Source organism: Acidisoma cellulosilyticum, assembly GCF_020621385.1.
In the GTDB taxonomy this organism is placed as follows: domain Bacteria; phylum Pseudomonadota; class Alphaproteobacteria; order Acetobacterales; family Acetobacteraceae; genus Acidisoma; species Acidisoma cellulosilyticum.
The window spans coordinates 64,016-84,966 of record NZ_JAESVA010000009.1 but is presented as its reverse complement, the minus strand read 5'-3'; the positions used below and the strand labels follow the sequence as shown (position 1 = coordinate 84,966).

Here is a 20,951-nt window from a genome sequence, read left to right as displayed (position 1 = left end):
AGGCTGCGTCAGCGCAGTTCGGCACGGAGGTCGCGCACGCCGCGACCCAGCCGCTGGCGCAGCAATGTTCGCAAGGTGGCGCCATCGGCGTAGCCGACTTCAGCGGCGATGGCCTCGACGTCCAGCCCGCTGCCGTGCAGCAGGGATTGCGCATGTTCCACGCGCAGGTGCTGAAAATAGGCCAAGGGCGACTTGCCGAGCACGGCGGTGCAGCGCCGTTGCAGCGTGCGCGGACTGGCCCCCAAAGCCTCGGCCGCTTCGTCGAGCGAGAAACCTTCCCGCAGACGCGCCCGCGCCCATTGCTCGAAGCGCCGGATAAGCGGATCGGATTGCGCCAGATGGTTGGGAATGATGTAGGGCGCCTGCGCCGAGCGCAGGTCCGCGAGCAGATAGCGTGAGACGAGCGACGCCACTTCGGGGCTGGCTTGGCGGATCAGCCAAAGCGCGAGGTCGAGATGGCCCATCGCCGCGCCGGCCGTGACGCCTACGGCCGAGGGCACCAGCATCCGGGATTCGTCGAGCAGAATCCGCGGGTAACGCTGCCGGAACAGCGGAGCCATCGACCAGGTCGTGGTCGCCTCCTGCCCGTCGAGCAGCCCGGCTTCGGCCAGCAGAAAGGTGCCGATGCAGGATGCCGCCACGCTGGCGCCTTCGGCATGCCATCGCAGCAGCCGCGCCTTCGCCTCCTGCACGTCCTTGCGGGCGAGCGCCGGGATCAGGGTATCCGGCGTCACGGCGCGCAGAGCCGGGACGATCACCCAGTCCGGCTTCACGCCGGGGGGTACCACCGTCACCGGCACCGTCAGCCCCTGGGACGTCCGGACGGTTCGCCGCATGCCGAGAACGCTCACGTCAAACCGGGGCTTGCCGCCCGCGAACCGCGCCGCGAGGCCATTGGCGGTGCCCAGCGCGTCCAGCGTCACAGCAAGCCCGGTATCGAACAGACCCTCCAGGGCCAGCACGAAAATGCGCATGGCGCGAATGCCTTTATTATTGTCGTTTACGACAATACCGCCTCTTGCGGCGAGTGACTAGATCTGACCGCACCGGACGCCGCAGCAAGCGGCGCCGCAAGACAGATCAAGGAGATTACGCATGAAAGTCATGGCCATCGGGTCGCTGACGCAGCCGCTGACCCCGGAACAGCGGGCGGAGGTTATGCCCAAGGAAGTTCCGCATACGCTCAAACTTTATCTCGACGGCAAGGTCGACCAATTCTGGTTCCGCCAGGATCAGCCCGGCCCGATCTTCCTGATGAATGCCGAGACCGTCGAACAGGCGAAAGCGACGACCGACCAGATGCCGCTCGTGATCGCCGGCTATGCGACCTATACCTTCATACCGGTTGGGCCGCTCGCCCCGCTCGGCATGCTGATCGCCGGCAAGTAAGGGCTGCGGCGCCGCTCCTACGGCGCCGTCAGATTTGGTCTAGACTATCAGGAGGTTCGGTATCTTGGAGCATCCGCTCGATCGCCCGGTCTGGAACGCGTTGACAGGCCGGCAAGCGGCCTTCGCGGAGAAAGCGGGCGATATTCTTCGCTTCGGCGCAGCCTTCGGGCCCTTCGCCGCAACGGTCGACGGCACAGCCGAAAGCCTGTCGCACCTGGCTGATCTGGTGCCGGCGGGCGGGCAGATCATTCTCCAGCAGGCGGAGACGATTCCTCCGCCGCCCGGCCTCATGCTCCGCCGCACAGCGCTGACGGTGCAGATGGTCGCCGACAGGTTCGCGGGCGAGCCCGCCGGTTTTGACTATGATGTGCTCACGCCCGCGGATGCGGCCGAGATGCTGGACCTGGCGCGACTGACCAAGCCGGGCCCCTTCGCTCAGCGAACGCGTGAACTGGGCCGTTTTCTGGGGGTGCGTCGCGACGGTCGGTTGGTCGCGATGGCCGGTGAGCGGATGAAGCCAGGGTCCTTCACCGAAATCAGTGGGGTCTGCACCCATCCCGACCATCGCGGCCAAGGCTATGCGGCCGGTCTGATGCGGGATGTGGCGCTGGCTATCGTCGCGCGCGGCGAAACCCCGTTCCTGCACGCTTTCGCGGATAATCTGGGCGCTATCGCCCTGTACGAAAAGCTGGGCTTTGTGACGCGCTGGCGGCCGACGCTGACGGTGTTCGAAAGACCGGCCGGCTAGCGGCACCGACAAAAGTCAGCGAATGGCGTCGATCAGCGTTCCCACGATCGCGTCCAACTCGCTGGCCAAATCGGCGAGCCCCGGATAGCGACCGAGCAAGGAATCGACCGTGCAGTAGCGCACTGACACAGAACCGTCAGGCATCTGCATGACGACAAATTTAAGCGGAATCTCAGGCAAGGCCGCGGGATCGACCGTCAGCATCCTGGCCACGTAGCGCGCATGGAAAAAGAACAACTGCCGGGCCGGGGCAATCGCATATCCCCCGCGCGCGAGCAGCATTTGCGGATTGATTTCCTGAATTAGCCAAAGGTCATGCGCCGCGATGGCTTGCTTCAAGCGGTCAAGGGTCTGCTCAAAATCGAAAGCCGATAGCACGATTGTCTGGAAGGATGGTGAGGATGGCGCCGCATAGACAATAATCTCCAAATCCTCAGCTTGTTCCATGATCGACCTTTCGCTTCTTCATCTTGAACTCAGGGAGAGAAGCCCGCTTTTGGTCAGGGCTTGGGGGCCACTCTACGCCAGAACGCGTCAAAAGCGAAGCTATCGAAGAAGGCCGTTGCCTCCGCCACCCGGCCGTCACGGAAGGTGAGGAACCAGGCATAGGTATTGGCATAGGGCTTTCCGTCGTTCGCGGTCCCCTGGCCGTCGAACATCGCCACGACGACGTCACCGTCAGCGTAGATGCCTCTGATCGCGACAGGTCGGAACTTGTCGCTTGATTCTGCAAACCGCGCGGCGAAGGGCTGCAATATCTTGTCGATCAATACGCGCTTGCCGGTGGTCGTGCCGGCGATCAGACTGCCGCCGACAATGGTCCAGCGGATGCTGTCCGCGAATAAGTCCGTGATATTGCCTGTCCCGTTCATCCAGGCGCCGAGCGCCTCCGCGACCTTGTCCTTGTTCAGGGCGGTGACATTGTCCGGGCCAGCGGCCAAAGCCGCCCCGGCTGACAAACTCCCGAGCGGGGCGGCCATCATTGCCAGCCGTCGCGGGTAGCGCTGTTTCGTCGTCATGCTGGGCCTCACTCAGTGACAGATACGCGCCCGTTCCGCCTTGGCGGCTGGCGCGTATCGGAGGGTCAGAAGAAATTCTGCGCGGTCGGCCGGATCAGGATCTCATTGACGTCGACATCGGCCGATTGCGAGACGGCATAGACAACCGCCTGGGCGATCGCATCGGGGCTCAGCGCGGCCGTGGCATACATGGCATCAACCGCATCTTTTGCGGCACCTGCCGCGATATGGGACGAAAGCTCGGTCTGCACGGCGCCGGGGGAGATGACCGTGCAGCGGATGCCGGGACCGGCCTCTTGGCGCAAGCCTTCCGAAATGGCGCCGACCGCGAACTTCGTTCCGCAATAGACCGTGAAACCCGGCGCGACCTTATGGCCCGCGACCGACGACAGGTTGATGATATGCCCGTCTTCCTGCCGCTGCATGACTGGCAGCGCGGCCGCGATACCGTTCAGCACGCCTTTGACATTGACGTCGAACATCTGGTCCCACTCATCGACTTTGAACTCGCCGAGCGGAGAGACCAGCATCACGCCCGCATTGTTGATGAAGACGTCGAGGCGTCCGAAGGTCGCGACGGCGGCCTCGACAAAAGCATAGACGGAAGACCGCTGCGTGACGTCGAGGGTGCAAGCGACCGCATCTCCGCCGGCAGCCTTGATCTCGCTGACAATGCGGTCAAGCCGGTCCGTGCGGCGCGCACCCAGGACAACTTTGGCACCGGATTGCGCGAGACGGCGCGCGGTCGCTTCGCCAATACCGCTGCTGGCGCCCGTGATGGCAACGACTTTGTCCCCGATTGATCTGGTCATGGTCATTTCCTTAGGATTGAGATTTGCTATCGGATGTCGATCTGTCGTGCCGGTGGAGATAGCGGCATGCAGCCCTCTCCTCGGACCGATGCATTGGGCATAAGCGCCGCCATTCCGGAGAAAAAGATGATTTTGATCTATGCCCTGTGAACCAGTGGTTCATAATGGCGCCATGGATCGTGATATTCTGAGCGGGGTCTTGCCCTTCCTGGCCGTCGCCGAGCACCGCAGCTTCACCCGCGCGGCAGCAGCCCTTGGCGTCACGCCGACCGCCGTCTCAAAGGTCGTGCGGCAACTCGAACAGCGTCATCGCGTGGTCCTGTTCCAGCGCACCACGCGCAGCGTCGCCTTGACCGAGGCAGGCTCCGCCCTGCTCGCGCGGCTCAGGCCTGCGGTCTTGGACATGACCGGTGCGCTCAGTGACTTGGGCGGCTACCAAAGCCAGGTCACAGGCGTCCTTCGGCTGACGATGTCGCGCACGGCCGCTCAGTTTCTGGCGGAGCGCATCCTACCCGAATATCGGCGCCTTTATCCGGATGTCCGCCTTGACCTGTCGATCAACGAAGGCACCGTCGATCTGGCTTCCGGGGATTACGATGCCGGTATCCGCCAAAGCGAGGTTCTGGAGAGAGATATGCTGGCAATCCGGCTGACGCCGCCGGTGCGATGGGCGGTCTATGGCAGTCCCGGCTATTTCGCCAAGCAGGGGCGTCCCGCCAAACCCGAAGATCTCATGGGCCATCAAACGATCGGATATCGCTTCGTGACCGCGGGCAGGCTCTACCATTGGGAATTCGCGCGCGATGACCGCAGCTTTACCATCAGGACGCGCGATGAGATCCTGACCAATGACCGCCTCACCTTGATGACATTGGCCCGGGCCGGTCTGGGCCTTGCTTACCTGACCGAAGGGGAGGCCGCGCAAGCCGGAGAGGGCAAGCTGGAGCCTGTGTTGCGCGACTGGATCACGGAGAGCCCTGGCCTATTCCTGTATTTTTCGGCCAGGATGCAGAGCCAGCCTAAATTGCGGGCCCTCCTTCAAGTCATCAGGACAGGACCCAAAAAATCTGCCGGCAAAGCAGCCGATTGATGTGATCTGTCCTTTTCCGCAAGATCTGGCCGAGTCTAAGAATTGATCGTGCCACCATCGATATTGATGATTTGTCCATTCACGTAGCTTGCGTCAGGACCGCATAGAAAGGCGATGACCCCCGCGACTTCCGTCGGCCGGCCGTAGCGCTGAATCGGAATTTCCCGTGCCAGATCATCGCCGCGTCGCTTGATGATGGGTTCGGTCATCGGTGTCAGGATAATGCCGGGTGCTATTCCATTCACATGCACACGCGGCGCCAGCCGACGTGACAGCGCCCGCACCATGCCCGCGATGGCTCCCTTCGCCGAGGAATAGGCAACGCGATCCAGCCCCCCGCGCCGATAGGCCATGGACGAGGCCAAGACTATGCGAAAGGTATCGCTGGCATCGCCCAATCCTCGTCTTTCGATGACGCGTGCCAGCGCATAGGCATTTCTCGTATTGGCGGCGATCGTCCGGTCGAACAGATCAAGGTCCTCATAATCTTCGGGGTCCGGCAGCGAAATGCCGGCCAGATGAACCAAGGCATGAAATCCGTCGCCCGCCTTCTCCACCGCTACCTCGGCTGCGGCGACACTGTCGAGATAAGACAGATGCGTCTGCACCCGATCGGGTGAAGCGAGGTCAGACGCCGCCGCTTCCAGTCCTTGGGCATTGACGTCGACCAGCACAAGCTTCGCGCCGTCGTCCAGGAATCTTTTTGCGGTCGCCCGACCGATCGCGCCGCCACCGCCCGTGATGAGGATCGTCTTTCCGTCGAATGGGCCCTGAGCCATGTCTCTCTCCCTGCACAAGGCAGCTTTCGTCTTTGCGCTGTCACGCATCATCGCAGGCAAGGCGGAAGCGCCCGCGTCGCGAGCAGTCCCAACCGTCCGCCCGAACGCGCTTTACGGCCAGCGGCTCGTTAAAACCTGCCGCCGGGTATAGAAGTTGATGCCGTCCGGACCATGCGCCGCCAAATCGCCGAACAGCGATCCTCTATTGCCGCCGAACGAATAATAGGCAACCGGAGAGGGCACCGGCACATTCACGCCCGGCATGCCACACAGGATATCCCGCTCGAAGATCTGCGCCGCTTTGCCGGAATTGGTGAATAGCACGGCACCATTGCCAAGCTCATGGCTGTTCGAAATCGCAATCGCCTCTTCCAGCGTCGCGGCCTTCATAACCGCGAGCACAGGCCCGAAAATCTCATTCTGATAGATCTGCATCTCCCGCCCGACATCGTCGAAAATAATGGGGCCGATGAAATATCCTTTGCCGTCCCGGTTCGCCTGCGGATCTCTGCGGTCAAGCAGCAGTTTTGCACCATCCGTCACACCGCTATCAACGGCCGCTACGATTTTCTCGTATTGCTGGCGCGAGGTGACGGGCGGCACTTCGCAGTCGGCATCACTGCCGGCGGCCACCTTCATCTCGGCTGCCTTCTGCACAAGTTCCGGCATCAGCTTTTCATGCGCGTCGTCTACGGCCACGACGACCGCAATCGCCATGCAGCGTTGACCGGCCGAGTTGAAGGCGCCGTTCAGGATCGCCGAGACGGCGTTCGGCATATCGGCGTCCGGCATGACGATGGCGTGGTTCTTGGCGCCGCCCAGGGCCTGAACCCGCTTTCCGGCGGCCGTGCCCTTATGGTACACAGACCTTGCCACGGCGCTTGATCCGACAAACGACACCGCCTTCACGTCTGGATGTTCGATCAGCGCTGAGGCGACGTCAGATCCACCGTGAACGACGTTGAAGACGCCGTCTGGAAGACCGGCTTCCTGCAGCAGTTCCGCCAGGAAATTCGCGGCACTCGGCGTCTTCTCCGACGGTTTCAGGACAAAGGTATTGCCGCAGGCCAAAGCCAAGGGAAACATCCACATCGGGATCATCGCCGGATAATTGAATGGCGTGATCCCGACACAAACACCCAAGGGGCGGCGCGAGGATCGCGTCGAGACGCCGGTTCCGACATGATCGGAGTTTTCGCCCTTCAGCAGATGCGGCGCCCCCATGGCGAATTCCACAACTTCCAGACCGCGCTGGATCGACCCCAGCGCATCGACCTCAGGCTTGCCGTGCTCATGGGTGATGATCTGTGCAAGATCGACCTTGCGCATCTCTGCAAGTTCGCGGAAACGCATGAGAATGCGGGAGCGCTGCGACGGCCCTCTCTCCTTCCAGGCGGGGAAGGCTTTGCTCGCTGCGGCCACGGCCGCATCGGCCGCGGATTTGTCTCCGAGCGAGAGGGCGCCGATCACCTCCCCCGTTGCGGGATTATAGAGTTCGCTCGATCGGCTTCCAGGTGTCGATCGGCCAGCGATGATAGAACTCACCGTGTAAAAATCGGGTTTCGCGTCCATTGTCTGCTCCGATAAGAGGCTTTCGCCTCTAGTATATTCCGTAAGACTCGTATTTTTTCGCGGCCACCGCCATGTCTTCGGCGCTCAGCATCTGTACGCGCCCCGCCTGTCTGGCACCGATATATTGCCGGCATAGCGTCTCAAGCCGCAGCGCCGAAGACACCGCGCGATCCAGGCTGGACGAATGACAGATCATGCCATGATTGCCCAAAAGGCAGGCGTTTCTGTCCTGCAAGGCGACGACAGCGGCATCGCCGAGTTCAGGAGATCCGAAGGTCACGTAAGGGGTACAACGGACATCCGCACCGCCGAAGGAGGCCACCATATAATGGAATGACGGCAGCGGGTCCTGCGTTGCAGACATCGACACGCAGTAATCCGAATGCGTGTGTACTATGGCCTGCGCCTCGGGCGCCGATCGGTAGATGGCGCGATGCATCGCCCATTCGCTCGATGGTTTGATGCTGCCGAAAAATGTGCCGTCAAACTGCGTTTCCACGATACGGTCGGGCGTGATCGTTTTTGACGAAGCGCCGGCAGGCGATATCAGCATTCCCGTCTTCCAACGCATGCTGATATTGCCGGCGGACAAGAAAATGAGCCCGAGTCTGCTTAGGTCAATATAGGCGTCCCTCAGCTTTTCCCGAGCCGCCATCTCTTCGTCCGCGAAGTCAACCATGTCCGGATCTGCCCTCGGCTAACGGTCAGAGAAGCTTGTAGATCTTGTTCTGAACCAGGAGCCTGTAAGCCCCGATGTCATAATTCGGCTGAGCCGGATCCTGATCATAGGCCTTGTCGGCATAGTGATAGAGAAAGGTCTTTTCCTGAAATTGCTTAGGCAATGTCAGAAGCTGCTCGCGTGAGGCATGAAAGATATGCACATCCCCGCCCCGTTCGACCATCGGACCGAAGCAGCAGTCATGCAGCACGACATCCGCCTGATCCAGCCAGGCGATATGCTCGGGATCGAATCCTGCATCGGAACTATAGCCGAGCTTGAAATTTCCAAAATCGAACAGATAGGCCAGGGTTCGCGGGTAATGCTTCGTGAAGCGATGCTCGACCTTGAACCCGCCCATATCGTGGGGATTCTGCATGGGAATCGGGTCGAAATACCAGTCGAGCGAAGCCAGCCCACCATCGCCACGGCAGGATTCCTCCATCGCCGGACGAAGATGCGACCAGATGTCCTGAAGAAGCCATTGGGGCGCATACATCTTCATGGGATTATCTGTGCGGAAATATTGCTGATAGGAGAGTTCCTCGATCCCACCGACATGGTCCGCATGCATATGCGTCACGATCAGCTCGCGATAGTCGTCAAGCACGACCTTCTTCTCGCCGATACGATTGTTTTCAGCCAGCATCTTCGGAATATAGGGCGGGCAGTCGATGAAAATCTTCCTGCCATCGACGACAAGCATCATATGGCTGAACCAGAATCGCTCCGTATAAGCGTCGCCCACGCCGAGCGGATAAAGTTCAATAGATTTCGCCATCTCTCAACTCCCAGTTTCGTTTTATGCTTCTTATCTAAAAGCAATTTGCCCGGTATTTATATCATCTTCGATGACGCTTCCAAGCCAATCGCCGAATTTTCTTGTCAAGATATGCGGAGATGTCATTGCCATTACACCGCTGCGACCTCCGCTGCCGATGCGCTTCTCCGGCTGATCGCGGCCAATAGCGATGTCCTGTCCAATGCCGATCTGGAGACCAAGGTCGCCACGCCACCATCGGCCGCCAGGCCAATCAGCTTATGTATTTCAGCCTTAGCGCCGATATCCACGCCAGCCGTCGGCTGGTCCAGGATCAGAACCCTTGGCTTCGCCGCAATCGCGCGCGCCAGAAGAACCTTTTGCGCATTGCCGCCGCTCAGATGACCGACCGCCTTCTTGCGATTCGGCGGATAAATTCGGAAACTTTTGATCATGGCTTCCACAAGCTGGACTCGCCGGGACTGCCTGACCCAACCCAGTCGCGACAGTAGCGGCTTGAGCGCGCTCAACTCGATATTCGCCTGAATGCTCGACAGAAGTGCGAGGCCACCGGCTTTGCGATCTTCTGGAACCAGCAGGATACCATGCTCGGCACATCGCGCCGGATTGCGGCGCCTGATCTCGCGCCCATAGATCGTGACACGACCTTCGGCTTGCATGTCACCGACGATGGCCCGCGCCAGACTTGTTCTGCCCGCCCCCACCAGCCCGGCTATGCCGATGATTTCGCGCGCGTGGAGGCTCAAATTCGCCGGTGGACGCCCGGCCAAACAAAGATTCTCGACCTGGAGGATGATCTTGTCGTCGCGCTGCGCGCGATGCTGCCTGTCGCCCAGGGCCATCTCCGCGCCGCCCACAAGAAGATGCGCAAGCTCATCCAGCTTGATCTGGCTTGCCGGCCCCGTCTGGACCACCCGCCCTTCGCGCAGGACGGTCACCTTATCTGCAATCGACAGCAAAGTGCTCTTGCCGGCACCGTTATGGCCGACAAGAGCATGAATCTCCCCCGCCGCGACCGCGAAATTGATTCCATGCAGGATTTTGATACTGCCAAAATCCTTTCTGATATCTTGCATGATCAGTTTCATGGTCGCGCCCTTTAACGCTAGCCGCCCCAAGCCGGCGGAACGGCCGGCGCGTTTTTAATCGTGATGATCGGCAAATCCAGATAGTCGTTCGGCGCCTTGACCGCGGCATGCTTGCCGTCCAGCCAGTTGACCGCATCTTCCAGGGTGATTTTGCCCTGCATGCCGGGGTCCTGCATCACGGTTCCGACGACGGTCCCCTTCAGGATCGCATCGCGGACATCAGCGGGATAATCGCCCAGCACGAACTTGATATCGGTGCGGTTATTTGACTTGGCAAAATTGGCACCCGTGACACCCTCCGGCCCCTGATCGACGATCAGGTCCAGCGAGCCGGCAGGGTATTTGCTCAGATAATCCTGGATCACCGCCAGCGCTTTGGCATTGTCCCAATCGGCCGCCTGCCTGGCGACGATCGTGATGCCGGGATGAGCCTTCAGAACATCCATGAATCCGGCCTCCCGTTCGATCTGACTCGATGTGCCGAGCTTGCCAAGAACATAGGCGAGCCTTGCCTTCTCCCCGGCCAGGCTGAGGACGAGTTGCGCCTGCCTTTTGCCAAATTCGTAGTCGTCAGAGCCGACATAGGTCACCACTTTCGCCCCGGTCGTGGTATCCGCCTGCGTGCTGAAGGCGATCACAGGAATGGAGGCGGCATTGGCCTCGCGGATGACCGGAACGATTCCGCGCGGATCGCTCGGCGCAATCAGGATCATGTCCTTGCCCTCAGCGATGAACTGCTGAACGATGGAAATCTCGGTCGATAGATCGCCATTGCCGTTTTGGATATCCAGCCTGACATTATTCTTGGCGGCGACCGCCTTGGCCGCTTTGATCAGATTTCCATAAAATGGAACTGACGTATTCCAGATCATCATGCCGATATGCTTCTGCGCGGCCGAGGCCGGACCAGACGGCAGCATGCCCAGGCCTGCGGCAGCCAGGATGATGGGAAGGGTCAGCAGCGTTCGCTTTTTCATCGAGGCCTCCTTGGTTTCTTGTTTCTGATTTATCGGAGTTGAGCCATCCGACGCTTATACGCATCGAATCCAACGGCTAGGATGATGACCGCTCCGGTCACCACGGGCTGCCAGAAGGGCGAAATACCTGTCAGATTGAGCGCATTGCCCAGAACGCCCAGCAGAAGCGTTCCCAGGACCGCGCTTCTGACCTCGCCGACGCCACCGCTCAAAGGAACACCACCCACGACCACGGCGGCAATGGCGGTGAGCGGCCAATCCGTCGCTGAGGCCGGCTGCCCGATGCTTGTCTGCCCAAGCAGGCCGATGCCGCCGGCGACCGATCCGTGAACGATGAGCGCCGCTGCTATGACGGATGACATCGCGCCGACCGCGCCGACCGACAGATCAAACCCGCCGAGAATGATCATCAGCAGCATGCCGCAGGAAACGATGCCGATGATCGAATTGCGTTGCAGCACATTCGACAGGTTTGCCCAGGTGGCGAAATGCGGCAGGGTCAATGACAACAGGATGACGAGCCCGACGAAGACCGCCAGAAGCAGATTGCCGTCCAGCAGACGGCCCATATCGCCAAGCGCGCTGGCACGCATCCCTTGCCTGCTTCTTGCCAGCATCAAGGCTGCCCCGTTTCCAAGGCCTGCAGACGCTCCATGAAGGCGTCGTCATCACCCAGCTTGCCCGACTTCAGGCATAGGCCAAGCGGCCGCCCGACATCGGCATAGGCGAGCGGAATCTTGCCGGGTATTTGCGGGCCCACGGATAGTTTCTTGATCCCGAGGGCAGCAATGATGGCGCCCGAGGTCTCGCCGCCCGCAACAACCAGCCTGCCCAGGCCGGACTCCACCAAACCGCGCCCGATCTCGGCCAGGGTGTTCTCTGCCAGCTCAGCCACCGTGTCGCGCCCAAGCTTCGCCTGTATGGCGAATACATCCTCGGGCGGCGATGAGGTCGCAATCGCGATCTGCACGTCACCCAGCCTTGCGCGCGCCCATTCCAAGCTGCGCCCCACGACATCCTCGCCCGCCATGACCGCATGAAGATCGAGATGCAGCACCTGCCCGCCATGATTCTCGAAGACTTGAAGCTGCGCGCGGGTCTGATCCGCACAGCTGCCCGCAAGAACGGCACCGGCCCCTTGCACCTTCTGCAAAGATCCGGGCAAGGGGAACGCATCCAGCTGCCCGCGCTGACGCCATAGCTTGGCAAGATGGGCGCCGATCATCGCATTGCCGGTAACCAGGGGCCAGTCGACCGTCAGCTCCGCCAACCGATCGAGATCCTCATCCCTGATTGCATCGGCAATGATATAAGGCCGGCCCGCAGCCACGAGACGGTCAGTGGCTTCCTGCATGGACGCCAAACCTTTGGATAAAGTGCGCCAAGGCAAGAGGCCGACAGCAACCCTTGTCTGAGCCGCTAGAACCTTTGTCAGATCGGGCTCCGTCATGGGGGTCAGCGGATCGTAGCGCTTCGAGGAATCCGATACCAGGCGCTGACCGAAAAACAGATAGCCGTTATAGACGGTTCTTTCATTCAGCGGATGGGTGGGACAAAACAACACCCTGTCCGCTTGCGTCAGCGCCTGCAGCGCATCGACGCAACAGCCGATATTGCCCTTCTCGGTCGAGTCAAACGAACCGCTATATTTATAGAATATCTGCTTTGGCGCCGATGCAGAGAACCATGACGCAGACTGGAGGGTTTCCCGCACGGCCTGATCCGGGGGGGCCACTCTCGATTTCAAGGCGACGACCGTGGCCGCGACGCCCGCTTCGATCGGCGTTTCCGGCACGCCCACCCTGACGTCGACGGCCACACCCTGGCTCACCAGCTCACTTGCGAGATCCACGCCACCCGTCAAATCGTCCGCGACAGCTCCGAACAACAAATTCTGGCTTTCCACCATTAGTTCCAGAAACCTTTTTCTAAGCTCACGCCTGCTCATCTTCTTGATTGGCTTGTCGTCGCCACGCCAAGACCTTCGCGTCCCTTAACCCCATTGCCGGCGCAAAGGACCGGGCGTTCTTCCGTATGGTATCGATGTCATAAAATCACCGATAAACGCCGTCAAGCCATTTGTCAGATCCTAAAATCAATGAATGTTCTGGTAATTGCGCCGTTAAATGATATATTTACTGCAATGCAGCAGATGACACCGATGCCATCTTGACACTCGACGCGTTTAAAATTTAAAAGAACACATGCTATGGGAGGAGCAGATCGCGAAATGCGACGCTTGAGGAAAACCACCGGGCAAGTGTTGCACGAAAAGGCGGCAAACTGTCGCTCGCGATATGCCGCGCCGCCGCGCAACAGCGCTTCCTGTCAGTCTCAGTCAGAAAACCATAAATACGGGTTACAACATGTCTCTCGATAAGAAAGACTTTCCGCGCCGCACCCTTTTAAAGGCAGCCGGGGGTGGCGTCGCCGCTGCGGTGGCAACGCCTTTCCTGGGCGGCCCCACGATGGCTGATCCCTATAAGACCGCGACCTTTCACCAGTTGCTTTTGCTCAGCAATGAATGGTGCACGATCATCAATGACGCGGCCCATCGGGCGGCGGATGTGCTTGGTCTTTCCTATAAGGCGACGACCTTCAACCTCAACGATTCGATCGCCCTCACCCAGGCGCAGGCGGCGGCAGCGGCGGGCGAACGCCTGTTCCTCACGAATAGCGCCGACGGCAGCAGCCTGAGGCCGATATCGCAAATGCTTGGCACCGTCGGTGGCTATCTGGTCAATGTCGGCAGCAATCTGCCCTGGTCTTCACCGATCGAGGATGGACCGGCCTTTACGCAAGGATTCATTGCCCGCGAAAATATCGGCTTCTATAACTCCGTTAAATGCATGCTTAATCAAGCCGTCAAAAAGTTCGGTCCCAACCTCAAGATTCTGCATATCACGGCCGCCAAAGGTGCCTTCGTTGACAATCTGCGGTCGAACGCCGTGCATCACGCGGTCAGCGAATTCCCCGGTGCCAAAATCGTCGGCAGCCTTCCCGGCAACTGGAATGCCGAGGACGGCCAGAAGGCGACCGAGGATCTGATCTCGCGATACGGCATCCCCAATTGCATCGTCGCCCAGAATGACGGCGAGCTGACGGGCGTTTTGGCGGCCCTCCGCGGCCTGGGCATCCGGGCCGGCGATCAGGTCCTTACCTGCGGCATCGACGGATCAACCGATATTCTGCGCGCCATCAAGTCCGGCAAGGTGGAAGCGACCTGCTTTCAGTCTCCGGCCTATCACGGCATTCAGGCGACCGCGCGTCTTTTTGACGCATTGAACGGCTACAAACCCTCAGCACCCGAGCGGTTCGTTGGCTTCACCGGCGTTCTCGTCACCAAGGCCAATGTCGACGGCGTCCTCAAACGCTACGTGGACAACAAGAATCTTCCCTTCGATCCCAAGTTGCTCTCTCATGTGATCAGCGGCGATAAATGGGATCCGCAGGCGCCTTTGGTCCCCATCAAATACGAGGATTATTACGCCTCGGCCGGGATTGCCAAACCGGCCGGCTGGCAGCCGCCGGCAGCCTATGCCCAATCCATCCAGGACGGCGAATTCGACAAGGTCACGCAGCGCTATCAAGCCGCCTACAAGCTGTCGCTGGAAGATTTCGATTATCCTGGCTTTAAGGGCTGACACATGTCGGAACTGAGCGTGAAGGGCCTTACCTTTGCTTTTTCAAGCTTTGTCGCTCTGAAAAATGTGGATCTCAGCATCCGTTCCGGCGAGATCGTCGGCATTATCGGAGAGAACGGCGCAGGCAAGTCCACACTCCTGAACATCCTGTCCGGGACCCTTCACGCGACGTCCGGCAGCGTCACGGTTGATGGCGAGGCCCTCGCCGTCAAGAACTACAATGAGGCTAATCTGAAGGGTATCTGGCGAATCTTCCAGGATCCCGCAACCATTCCCAATTTACGCGTCTATGAAAATCTGTTTCTTGGGCATGAATCGAAATTCCTTCGCTTCGGGCTTTTGAATAAGTCCGCCATGATCCAGCTTGCGCGCAAGCTGGTCGCGGATATGCAATTGCGTGTCGATGTCCGCGACGTGATGCATAAATACGACTTTCCGACGCGCCAGGCGCTTGAGGTTGGAAAGGCCACGCTGCTGCCCAGCATTCTTGGTCTGTCGTCGGGCTATGTTCTGTTTGACGAGCCCACGACCGGCCTTACCCGATCCGAAGTGACCTTGCTGCTCAGCCGCATGCGACAGCTCAAGGCATCCGGTGCCGGGGTCGCCTTCGTCTCCCACCGGCTTCAGGAACTTTTCGACGTCTGCGACCGGATTGTGGTCCTGAAGGATGGGCATGTCGTCGGTGCCGGCGCAACCGCTGAATTTGACGAGGACAAATTGCATCGGATGATGGTCGGACGGGATGTCCAAAACCTGGCCGAGGTGAAGCCCCGTGCGCGATCAGACGCGCCGCCAAGACTGGTCGCAAAAGACCTGACGATATATGCGACCGCCGCCAAGGATGCGCATATAAGGCGGGCCGAGGTGGATCATGTCAGCCTGGAAATCGGGACAGGCGAGATCGTTGGCATCGGCGGGTTGCTCGGCTCAGGCAAGAACCATCTGCTGCGGCTTATCGCGGGTGACATGCGCGCCAGCGGCGGCGGCGTCACCTTGGACGGGCGCCCGCTTCTGGGCAGCCTGAAAGCGCGGAAGGATCTCGGCATCGCCTTCGTTCCCAGCGATCGCGGGCGCGAAGCGATCGTGGGCGCCCTCAGCGTCGCCTCCAATATTTCTCTGGCAAGTGGCCATAGCGGTGCGCTCGGCTTCAGCAACCGGATCGGCATCTGGCGCGGACGGCACGAACAGGCCGTGACGAAGGCGATGATCAAGGAATTGGCGATCAAGGCGAGCCCGGAGCAGACTGTCGGGTCATTGAGCGGCGGCAATCAACAGAAGGTTGCCTTGGCAAAGTGGATTCACCGCGACCCGCGGGTGATGCTGATTGAGAATCCGACCGCCGGCGTCGATGTCGGAGCGAAGGTCGAGATCTATCGCCACCTCCTGGCTCTGGCCGCGCGGGGCACCAGCATCCTTTATGTCACCGATGATCTGCCCGAGCTCATTCGCCTCAGCGACCGCGTTCTGATCATGCGCGACGGCGGATTGGTTGCCAATCTCGATAATCGCAGTCACGCTCTCAACGAGCATGAGCTGGTGGCGTTGATGATCGGCCGCAGCCAAGCTCAGTCTCTTCATTGAAATCATCCGCGGACAATGTTGCATGGCACATAAACAGACCACGACACTCGACGATTTCGGGGCCGCGCCCGCCGCGGATAAGCGCTTTCGATTTGTCATCTCCCGGGAGCAGCGCGCCACCTGGCTGCCATTGGTCGCGCTTGCGGTTCTCATCGGCTATTTCGCGTTCAAGCAGCACGCCTTCGTGTCTGGCCTGAACATAACGGTTATGGGTGCGCAGGCTGGCCCGCTTCTGTTGATTTCCCTGGGCGCGACCTTTGTCGTGCTGATGGGCAGTATCGATCTCTCCGTCGCAGCTGTGGCGACTCTGTCAGCGGCCTTGGGGGCCGTGCTGCTGCAGACCTTTGGCATGTCACCCGGATTGGCTTTTGTCGCGACCCTCGTGCTGGGGGCGGTCTGCGGCCTCGTCAACGCTTTGCTGTCCACGGTCCTGCGGGTCCCGTCCTTCATCGCGACACTTGCATCCGGATCGGTTTTTACCGGTGTCATGCTGCACGTGCTCGATGGTTCTGCCCTTCTGGTCGATAACGACGCCATTTCCGAGATCGCCAATGGACAGATCATTCCTATGATCCCGAATGTTCTGCTCCTGGCGGTACTGGCTTGGGGGGCACTCGCGGTTGCCAATTCCCATAGCCGCTTCGGTCGGTATATCGTCGCCATCGGCGGCGGTGAGCGTGTTGCTCAATTGAGCGGCATTGCGGTGACGCGATACAAAACCTACGCCTTCATGCTCTCCAGCGTCTTTGCCGCGATCGGCGGATATTTTCTTCTCGCCCGGCTGGGCTCTGCCACACCGTCCCTGGGTGACGGCTATCTGCTGGATTCCATCGCGGCGATCGTGGTTGGCGGCACATCCCTGTCCGGTGGCGTGGGCGGCGCGTCCCGGACCATTTTGGGCGTCGCGCTGATCACCGTCCTCAGCAATGGGCTGAACGTATGCGGCGTCTCGCCATTCACACAGGAAATCGTCAAGGGCGTGGTGATCGTCATTGCCGTGCTGACCACGATCGACCGTGTGAGCCTGCAACAGATCGTCAAGTAAGCTGTCTGGTCCGATGAAGCGAGGGGGGTGATCCTCCCCCCTCGCCTCTCGTCCTGAGAGACCGTCTGGAGATGCTAATGCGGCAGCGATCCGCCACTATCAGGACGTGCCGCGGATAATGATCTCAAACCCAAGATCCCTGACCGGATCGGTGATTGTCTTACCGGCCAGGCGATCGACAATCATCTGGGCCGTGACCAGACCAATCTCACGCTGCGGAACGCGGACCGTTGTCAAAGGCGGCTCCACCGCTTTCGCAAGGGCTGCGTCATCAAATCCGGCGATCGCGACATCATTGGGAATTTTGAGCGCCAGCCGGGCGCATTCAAGCATGAACCCGGCCGCGATGATGTCGCTCGCGATAAACAAAGCTTCAGGCCTGTCATCGGCACTTGCGAAGCGACGGGCGATTTCGGCACCGCTCGACAGCTCGATCGGGGGAGAGCTGACCCAATTCTCCATCACCTCCAGCCCGGCACTCATCACCGCCTCCCGATAGCCGGCTTCACGCTGTTGCGTCCGGTCATTGTCTGTCTGGGTGCCGCCGGCATAACCGATCTTCCGATATCCTTTGCGAATCAGATAGCTCGTCATGCTTTTGGCGGCCTGGAAATTGGAAAAGCCGACGGCCATGTCGATGGCGTCGAACCCATAATTCCACATTTCAACGACCGGAATTTTTGACCGCTTCAGAAGCTCGACCGTCGCCGGCGTATGGGTGAAACCCACCAGGATAATCGCTTCAGGCCCATAGCCCAGAAGGCTCTTTACGATCCGCTCTTCTTCGGTTCTTGAAAAGCCGCTGCTGCCGATTGTAATGGCATAACCGGCGGCGGAAAAAATCTCGCTCAATCCGTCGATCGTCGATTCGAAAACGGAGTTCGAGATCGTCGGAATCACCAAGGCGATCAGCTTGCTGCCTCTCTTGGAGAAGGCGCGCGCGGTATGATTGTAGATATAACCGAGTTCGTCGGCTGCCTTCTCGATCAGCCCGCGCGTCTCCGCAGTAACCGACGCTTCGCCGCGCAGCGCCCGCGAGACAGTAATCGCGGCCACACCGGATCGCTTGGCAATATCCTGCATCGTGACCGGTTTTTCGAGCATCCGATATGACCTTAGCTTAGACGTCTGGCATTATTTCTAAGTCAAAGCTGCCAAAAACGCCAGAGAGCTAAGACGCCGCTTGTGCCCTGAGCGGCATTTGCTGGTCGATTTCATGACCGACGCAGAAGATAAGCCCATCGTTCGAGAATTTGGGGTATTTTTACTACATAAAAACTCGATTAATGCCAATTAATAACAAAAATTTACTGTCGAATTTTAATATTAACGCCGAATTTTGTGAAATTTCCGGCCTCTTGCCGCAAGCCTCTGGCTATTGCCCCAGATGCAAGCAGCTGAGCAGGGCCAAGCTTACAACGCCCAGAGCCGCCAAGGACAATATGACCGTCGCCGTCACGCGCGCACCCGATTGAGCGACGGCTCTGATATCGACGCCGAGGCCGAGCGCCGCCATCGAAACAACGGTGAGGAGCGTGGCCGTCGTTTCCGCCGGTTTGATCAAGGCATGGGGAACCAGGCTCGCCGATCGCAGCACGATCAAGGCGACAAACCCCCAGATGAACCAAGGCACCAGCTGCGTCAGCTTGGGCCGTTTCCGCGCCGTGGCGGCCATGCCCAGGCTATCTTGTCCCAATCCCTGTTCCGCCACCGCCCGCGCCATCGTCAGGGATATGACCAGGCAAACGGGCCCGAGCATCAGCACACGAACGAGCTTCACCAAGGTGCCCATCTGAACGGCCGTGGCGCCCAGTGGCGCGGCCGCCGCGATGACCTGGGGAACCGCGTAAACCGTCAGCCCGGCGAAAGCGCCATACAGCGCTCCGTGCATATTCAACACGGGTCCCAGGAAGGGCAGCCCGACCACGACAATGATGCCAAAGACAGCGGTGAAGGCGATCGACGCCGCAACGTCATCCCCCTCCGCGCCGATCACCGAAGCCACGGCGGCAATCGCGGAATTACCGCAAATCGAATTGCCGCAAGCGATCAGCAAGGCTATGCGCGGCGGCAATCGCAAAAGCCTGCCGATCCCGAGGCTGAGCAGGATCGCGAAGGCAACCACCCCGGCGATCCCGACAAGAAGAGCCGGACCGGCCGCGAAAATTGTTTTGGCGCTGACGGACAGGCCGAGGCAGACGACGGCGACTTCAAGAAAATATTTGCCGCTGAATCTGACGCCCACCTGCCAATACTTGCTGGGCTTCCAGATGGTGCGAATAATGGTCCCGAGCAGAATGGCGAGCACCAGCGCTTCCAACCAAACCTTGCCAAGCTGGCCGGCTTCAAGAAACTGCAAGCCAAAGGCGATCACGGTGACACCGCAAGACAAGGCGACCCCAGGCAATACCGCGCCCGAGAGCGGTGGTAGAATAATCGGCCAGCTTTTCTCGGCTAGAGGTCGCTTCATCCGCATTCTCTCCTTAGCTTTCTCCTTATCTCTGAATGGTTTTACTGAACTAACAGTGCTTGGAGATGATTCCGATCACTAAAAGCGATCGATTATTTCGCATTTTCTACAGTTTAACCTGACTTTACTCTCGTGCAAAACCTATTTTTTAAACATATATTTTCAATGGTTATTTTTATATTATCCCATCCGATAATCGGGATGGTGAATTGAACGTTCATGGTGCTGAAATATGATTGTTTCCACCACCTCATGGCGTGCGATGGCGCTGCCATTCGTTTGCGCTCTGTGGATGGTGCTGCCCTGACCTTGCGCGCCTGCGACCTTCGTCCCTATTACTCCTTGCGATAGAGGAGAACGCCCATGAGCGGGACGGCCATACACGTCGGCGTGTGGGGCGGAGAGATCGGCGGGGATAACCTGCGATCGATCCTGGCGGCCGCCGAGGACATTGGCTACAGCCATTTAGCAATCCCGCTTCGTAAAATGGACAGGCGCGATGTCAGCGCCATTGCCCGCGTCTTCGCGTCCGGCCAGATCAAGCCGATCAATACCTCGGGTCTGCCGCCTGACGGCGACCTGACATCCCCAGACCCTACCGTCCGGCAAAAAGGGCGCGCGCATCTGGAAAACAGCATCCGCATGGCGCGCGATATGGGATCGACGCAGATCAACGGCGTTCTTTATGGCAGGATCGCGAAAGCAGACGCCCCCATACGGCGTGACACGTTCCGGGCCAGCGCGGAAACGCTGGCCGAGGTGGCTGGATTCGGTGCGGCATGCGGCGTGCGCCTGGCCATCGAAATCGTCAACCGATATGAGAGCAACGCCATCAATACGGTTGATCAGGCAATAGAATATTTAAGGCTGGCCGGAAGCCCCAATATCGGTCTTCATCTCGATACATTCCATATGAGCATCGAGGAGACAGACGTGAGAGCGGCGATCCATAAGGCTCTGCCCTCTCTGTTTTATTTTGAACTTTGCCAAAGTCACCGTGGCGGTCTTCTGGAAGGCGCGCTCGATCTGCGCCTGGCCTTGGGGCAAGTTCTGGACGCGGGCTATGATGGTCTCATCGGTGTCGAGGCTTTCGCTCGGTCGAAGCTCGCGGAAGATCACGCAAACGCCCTCGCCATCTGGCGCGATGTGTTTACCGATTCACATAAATTGGCTGGTCAGGCCTTGGCTTTGGTCCGGGAAACCTGGGCAGACCGCGGCGCTTTGGACCGCCGATGACG

21 protein-coding genes are annotated in these 20,951 nt (G+C 59.7%); 7 read left to right on the top strand and 14 right to left on the bottom strand.

All coding sequences use genetic code 11. The features are described 5' to 3' along the window. Window positions 1-8 precede the first annotated feature (8 nt). On the bottom strand, window positions 9-974 hold the full coding sequence (locus ACELLULO517_RS21350) for a GlxA family transcriptional regulator (protein ID WP_227309452.1): 966 nt from the start codon (window positions 972-974) through the stop codon (window positions 9-11). Window positions 975-1,095: 121 nt separating this feature from the next. Between ACELLULO517_RS21350 and ACELLULO517_RS21345 the strand changes: the two genes are divergently transcribed. Beyond that, window positions 1,096-1,389 carry a hypothetical protein gene (locus ACELLULO517_RS21345; RefSeq protein WP_227309451.1) on the top strand — a complete coding sequence of 98 codons (294 nt, stop codon included), beginning with the start codon at window positions 1,096-1,098 and terminating at the stop codon, window positions 1,387-1,389. Between the two features lie 64 nt (window positions 1,390-1,453). Further along, window positions 1,454-2,137 (top strand): GNAT family N-acetyltransferase, encoded by a 684-nt coding sequence (locus tag ACELLULO517_RS21340; protein ID WP_227309450.1) that lies wholly within the window; start codon window positions 1,454-1,456, stop codon window positions 2,135-2,137. Between the two features lie 15 nt (window positions 2,138-2,152). Here the strand turns inward: ACELLULO517_RS21340 and ACELLULO517_RS21335 are convergent, their stop codons facing one another. The 3 genes from ACELLULO517_RS21335 to ACELLULO517_RS21325 form a co-directional block, all read right to left on the bottom strand. Beyond that, window positions 2,153-2,584, bottom strand: coding sequence for a DUF302 domain-containing protein (locus tag ACELLULO517_RS21335; protein WP_227309449.1), 432 nt, complete (start codon window positions 2,582-2,584; stop codon window positions 2,153-2,155). Between the two features lie 53 nt (window positions 2,585-2,637). Next, window positions 2,638-3,156 (bottom strand): nuclear transport factor 2 family protein, encoded by a 519-nt coding sequence (locus ACELLULO517_RS21330; RefSeq protein WP_227309448.1) that lies wholly within the window; start codon window positions 3,154-3,156, stop codon window positions 2,638-2,640. A 65-nt stretch (window positions 3,157-3,221) separates the two neighbouring features. Beyond that, the gene (locus ACELLULO517_RS21325) at window positions 3,222-3,974 is read right to left on the bottom strand and encodes an SDR family oxidoreductase (RefSeq protein ID WP_456304399.1); all 753 of its coding nucleotides are present in this window, start codon (window positions 3,972-3,974) and stop codon (window positions 3,222-3,224) included. A 133-nt stretch (window positions 3,975-4,107) separates the two neighbouring features. Between ACELLULO517_RS21325 and ACELLULO517_RS21320 the strand changes: the two genes are divergently transcribed. Next, the gene (locus ACELLULO517_RS21320; RefSeq protein ID WP_227309446.1) at window positions 4,108-5,058 is read left to right on the top strand and encodes a LysR family transcriptional regulator; all 951 of its coding nucleotides are present in this window, start codon (window positions 4,108-4,110) and stop codon (window positions 5,056-5,058) included. Between the two features lie 35 nt (window positions 5,059-5,093). Here ACELLULO517_RS21320 and ACELLULO517_RS21315 read toward each other — a convergent pair whose 3' ends face one another. The 8 genes from ACELLULO517_RS21315 to otnK form a co-directional block, all read right to left on the bottom strand. Continuing rightward, complete coding sequence (locus ACELLULO517_RS21315) at window positions 5,094-5,837, bottom strand: SDR family NAD(P)-dependent oxidoreductase (protein ID WP_227309445.1); 744 nt, start codon at window positions 5,835-5,837, stop codon at window positions 5,094-5,096. A gap of 111 nt (window positions 5,838-5,948) precedes the next feature. Continuing rightward, a complete protein-coding gene (locus ACELLULO517_RS21310; RefSeq protein ID WP_227309444.1) occupies window positions 5,949-7,409 on the bottom strand; it encodes a CoA-acylating methylmalonate-semialdehyde dehydrogenase in 1,461 nt (486 codons plus the stop codon). 28 nt (window positions 7,410-7,437) lie between these two features. Continuing rightward, window positions 7,438-8,064: a class II aldolase/adducin family protein gene (locus ACELLULO517_RS21305; protein ID WP_227309534.1), complete on the bottom strand. Its 627-nt coding sequence runs from the start codon at window positions 8,062-8,064 to the stop codon at window positions 7,438-7,440. A gap of 49 nt (window positions 8,065-8,113) precedes the next feature. Beyond that, on the bottom strand, window positions 8,114-8,908 hold the full coding sequence (locus tag ACELLULO517_RS21300) for an MBL fold metallo-hydrolase (protein WP_227309443.1): 795 nt from the start codon (window positions 8,906-8,908) through the stop codon (window positions 8,114-8,116). Window positions 8,909-9,039: 131 nt separating this feature from the next. After that, window positions 9,040-9,984 (bottom strand): ATP-binding cassette domain-containing protein, encoded by a 945-nt coding sequence (locus tag ACELLULO517_RS21295; protein ID WP_227309442.1) that lies wholly within the window; start codon window positions 9,982-9,984, stop codon window positions 9,040-9,042. Window positions 9,985-10,013: 29 nt separating this feature from the next. Then, a complete protein-coding gene (locus ACELLULO517_RS21290; RefSeq protein WP_227309441.1) occupies window positions 10,014-10,973 on the bottom strand; it encodes a sugar ABC transporter substrate-binding protein in 960 nt (319 codons plus the stop codon). A gap of 29 nt (window positions 10,974-11,002) precedes the next feature. Continuing rightward, on the bottom strand, window positions 11,003-11,566 hold the full coding sequence (locus ACELLULO517_RS21285; RefSeq protein ID WP_227309440.1) for an ABC transporter permease: 564 nt from the start codon (window positions 11,564-11,566) through the stop codon (window positions 11,003-11,005). 23 nt (window positions 11,567-11,589) lie between these two features. After that, complete coding sequence (gene otnK, locus ACELLULO517_RS21280; RefSeq protein ID WP_227309439.1) at window positions 11,590-12,882, bottom strand: 3-oxo-tetronate kinase; 1,293 nt, start codon at window positions 12,880-12,882, stop codon at window positions 11,590-11,592. Window positions 12,883-13,339: 457 nt separating this feature from the next. Here otnK and ACELLULO517_RS21275 point away from each other — a divergent pair, with 457 nt between their 5' ends. Genes ACELLULO517_RS21275 through ACELLULO517_RS21265 form a run of 3 tightly spaced genes read left to right on the top strand, consistent with a single transcriptional unit; the run spans window position 13,340 to window position 17,243 of the window. After that, a complete protein-coding gene (locus ACELLULO517_RS21275; RefSeq protein ID WP_227309438.1) occupies window positions 13,340-14,617 on the top strand; it encodes a sugar ABC transporter substrate-binding protein in 1,278 nt (425 codons plus the stop codon). A 3-nt stretch (window positions 14,618-14,620) separates the two neighbouring features. Continuing rightward, window positions 14,621-16,198 carry a sugar ABC transporter ATP-binding protein gene (locus ACELLULO517_RS21270; RefSeq protein ID WP_227309437.1) on the top strand — a complete coding sequence of 526 codons (1,578 nt, stop codon included), beginning with the start codon at window positions 14,621-14,623 and terminating at the stop codon, window positions 16,196-16,198. Between the two features lie 22 nt (window positions 16,199-16,220). After that, on the top strand, window positions 16,221-17,243 hold the full coding sequence (locus tag ACELLULO517_RS21265) for an ABC transporter permease (protein ID WP_227309436.1): 1,023 nt from the start codon (window positions 16,221-16,223) through the stop codon (window positions 17,241-17,243). Window positions 17,244-17,342: 99 nt separating this feature from the next. Here the strand turns inward: ACELLULO517_RS21265 and ACELLULO517_RS21260 are convergent, their stop codons facing one another. Both ACELLULO517_RS21260 and ACELLULO517_RS21255 read right to left on the bottom strand, forming a co-directional pair. Continuing rightward, a complete protein-coding gene (locus ACELLULO517_RS21260) occupies window positions 17,343-18,347 on the bottom strand; it encodes a LacI family DNA-binding transcriptional regulator (RefSeq protein WP_227309435.1) in 1,005 nt (334 codons plus the stop codon). A gap of 271 nt (window positions 18,348-18,618) precedes the next feature. Next, entirely contained in the window at window positions 18,619-19,713 is a 1,095-nt protein-coding gene (locus ACELLULO517_RS21255) for a YeiH family protein (protein WP_227309434.1), read from the bottom strand. A 363-nt stretch (window positions 19,714-20,076) separates the two neighbouring features. Between ACELLULO517_RS21255 and ACELLULO517_RS21250 the strand changes: the two genes are divergently transcribed. Beyond that, entirely contained in the window at window positions 20,077-20,949 is an 873-nt protein-coding gene (locus ACELLULO517_RS21250; protein ID WP_227309433.1) for a sugar phosphate isomerase/epimerase family protein, read from the top strand. The last annotated feature ends 2 nt before the right edge of the window (window positions 20,950-20,951 follow it).

Bases quoted from the DNA above. Each gene is read 5' to 3' on its own strand.
- ACELLULO517_RS21350 (WP_227309452.1), bottom strand. From the start codon at position 974: ATGCGCATTTTCGTGCTGGCCCTGGAGGGTCTGTTCGATACCGGGCTT.
- ACELLULO517_RS21345 (WP_227309451.1), top strand. From the start codon at position 1,096: ATGAAAGTCATGGCCATCGGGTCGCTGACGCAGCCGCTGACCCCGGAA.
- ACELLULO517_RS21335 (WP_227309449.1), bottom strand. From the start codon at position 2,584: ATGGAACAAGCTGAGGATTTGGAGATTATTGTCTATGCGGCGCCATCC.
- ACELLULO517_RS21330 (WP_227309448.1), bottom strand. From the start codon at position 3,156: ATGACGACGAAACAGCGCTACCCGCGACGGCTGGCAATGATGGCCGCC.
- ACELLULO517_RS21325 (WP_456304399.1), bottom strand. From the start codon at position 3,974: ATGACCATGACCAGATCAATCGGGGACAAAGTCGTTGCCATCACGGGC.
- ACELLULO517_RS21320 (WP_227309446.1), top strand. From the start codon at position 4,108: ATGCCCTGTGAACCAGTGGTTCATAATGGCGCCATGGATCGTGATATT.
- ACELLULO517_RS21315 (WP_227309445.1), bottom strand. From the start codon at position 5,837: ATGGCTCAGGGCCCATTCGACGGAAAGACGATCCTCATCACGGGCGGT.
- ACELLULO517_RS21310 (WP_227309444.1), bottom strand. From the start codon at position 7,409: ATGGACGCGAAACCCGATTTTTACACGGTGAGTTCTATCATCGCTGGC.
- ACELLULO517_RS21305 (WP_227309534.1), bottom strand. From the start codon at position 8,064: ATGGCGGCTCGGGAAAAGCTGAGGGACGCCTATATTGACCTAAGCAGA.
- ACELLULO517_RS21300 (WP_227309443.1), bottom strand. From the start codon at position 8,908: ATGGCGAAATCTATTGAACTTTATCCGCTCGGCGTGGGCGACGCTTAT.
- ACELLULO517_RS21295 (WP_227309442.1), bottom strand. From the start codon at position 9,984: ATGCAAGATATCAGAAAGGATTTTGGCAGTATCAAAATCCTGCATGGA.
- ACELLULO517_RS21290 (WP_227309441.1), bottom strand. From the start codon at position 10,973: ATGAAAAAGCGAACGCTGCTGACCCTTCCCATCATCCTGGCTGCCGCA.
- ACELLULO517_RS21285 (WP_227309440.1), bottom strand. From the start codon at position 11,566: ATGCGTGCCAGCGCGCTTGGCGATATGGGCCGTCTGCTGGACGGCAAT.
- otnK (WP_227309439.1), bottom strand. From the start codon at position 12,882: ATGGTGGAAAGCCAGAATTTGTTGTTCGGAGCTGTCGCGGACGATTTG.
- ACELLULO517_RS21275 (WP_227309438.1), top strand. From the start codon at position 13,340: ATGTCTCTCGATAAGAAAGACTTTCCGCGCCGCACCCTTTTAAAGGCA.
- ACELLULO517_RS21270 (WP_227309437.1), top strand. From the start codon at position 14,621: ATGTCGGAACTGAGCGTGAAGGGCCTTACCTTTGCTTTTTCAAGCTTT.
- ACELLULO517_RS21265 (WP_227309436.1), top strand. From the start codon at position 16,221: ATGGCACATAAACAGACCACGACACTCGACGATTTCGGGGCCGCGCCC.
- ACELLULO517_RS21260 (WP_227309435.1), bottom strand. From the start codon at position 18,347: ATGCTCGAAAAACCGGTCACGATGCAGGATATTGCCAAGCGATCCGGT.
- ACELLULO517_RS21255 (WP_227309434.1), bottom strand. From the start codon at position 19,713: ATGAAGCGACCTCTAGCCGAGAAAAGCTGGCCGATTATTCTACCACCG.
- ACELLULO517_RS21250 (WP_227309433.1), top strand. From the start codon at position 20,077: ATGAGCGGGACGGCCATACACGTCGGCGTGTGGGGCGGAGAGATCGGC.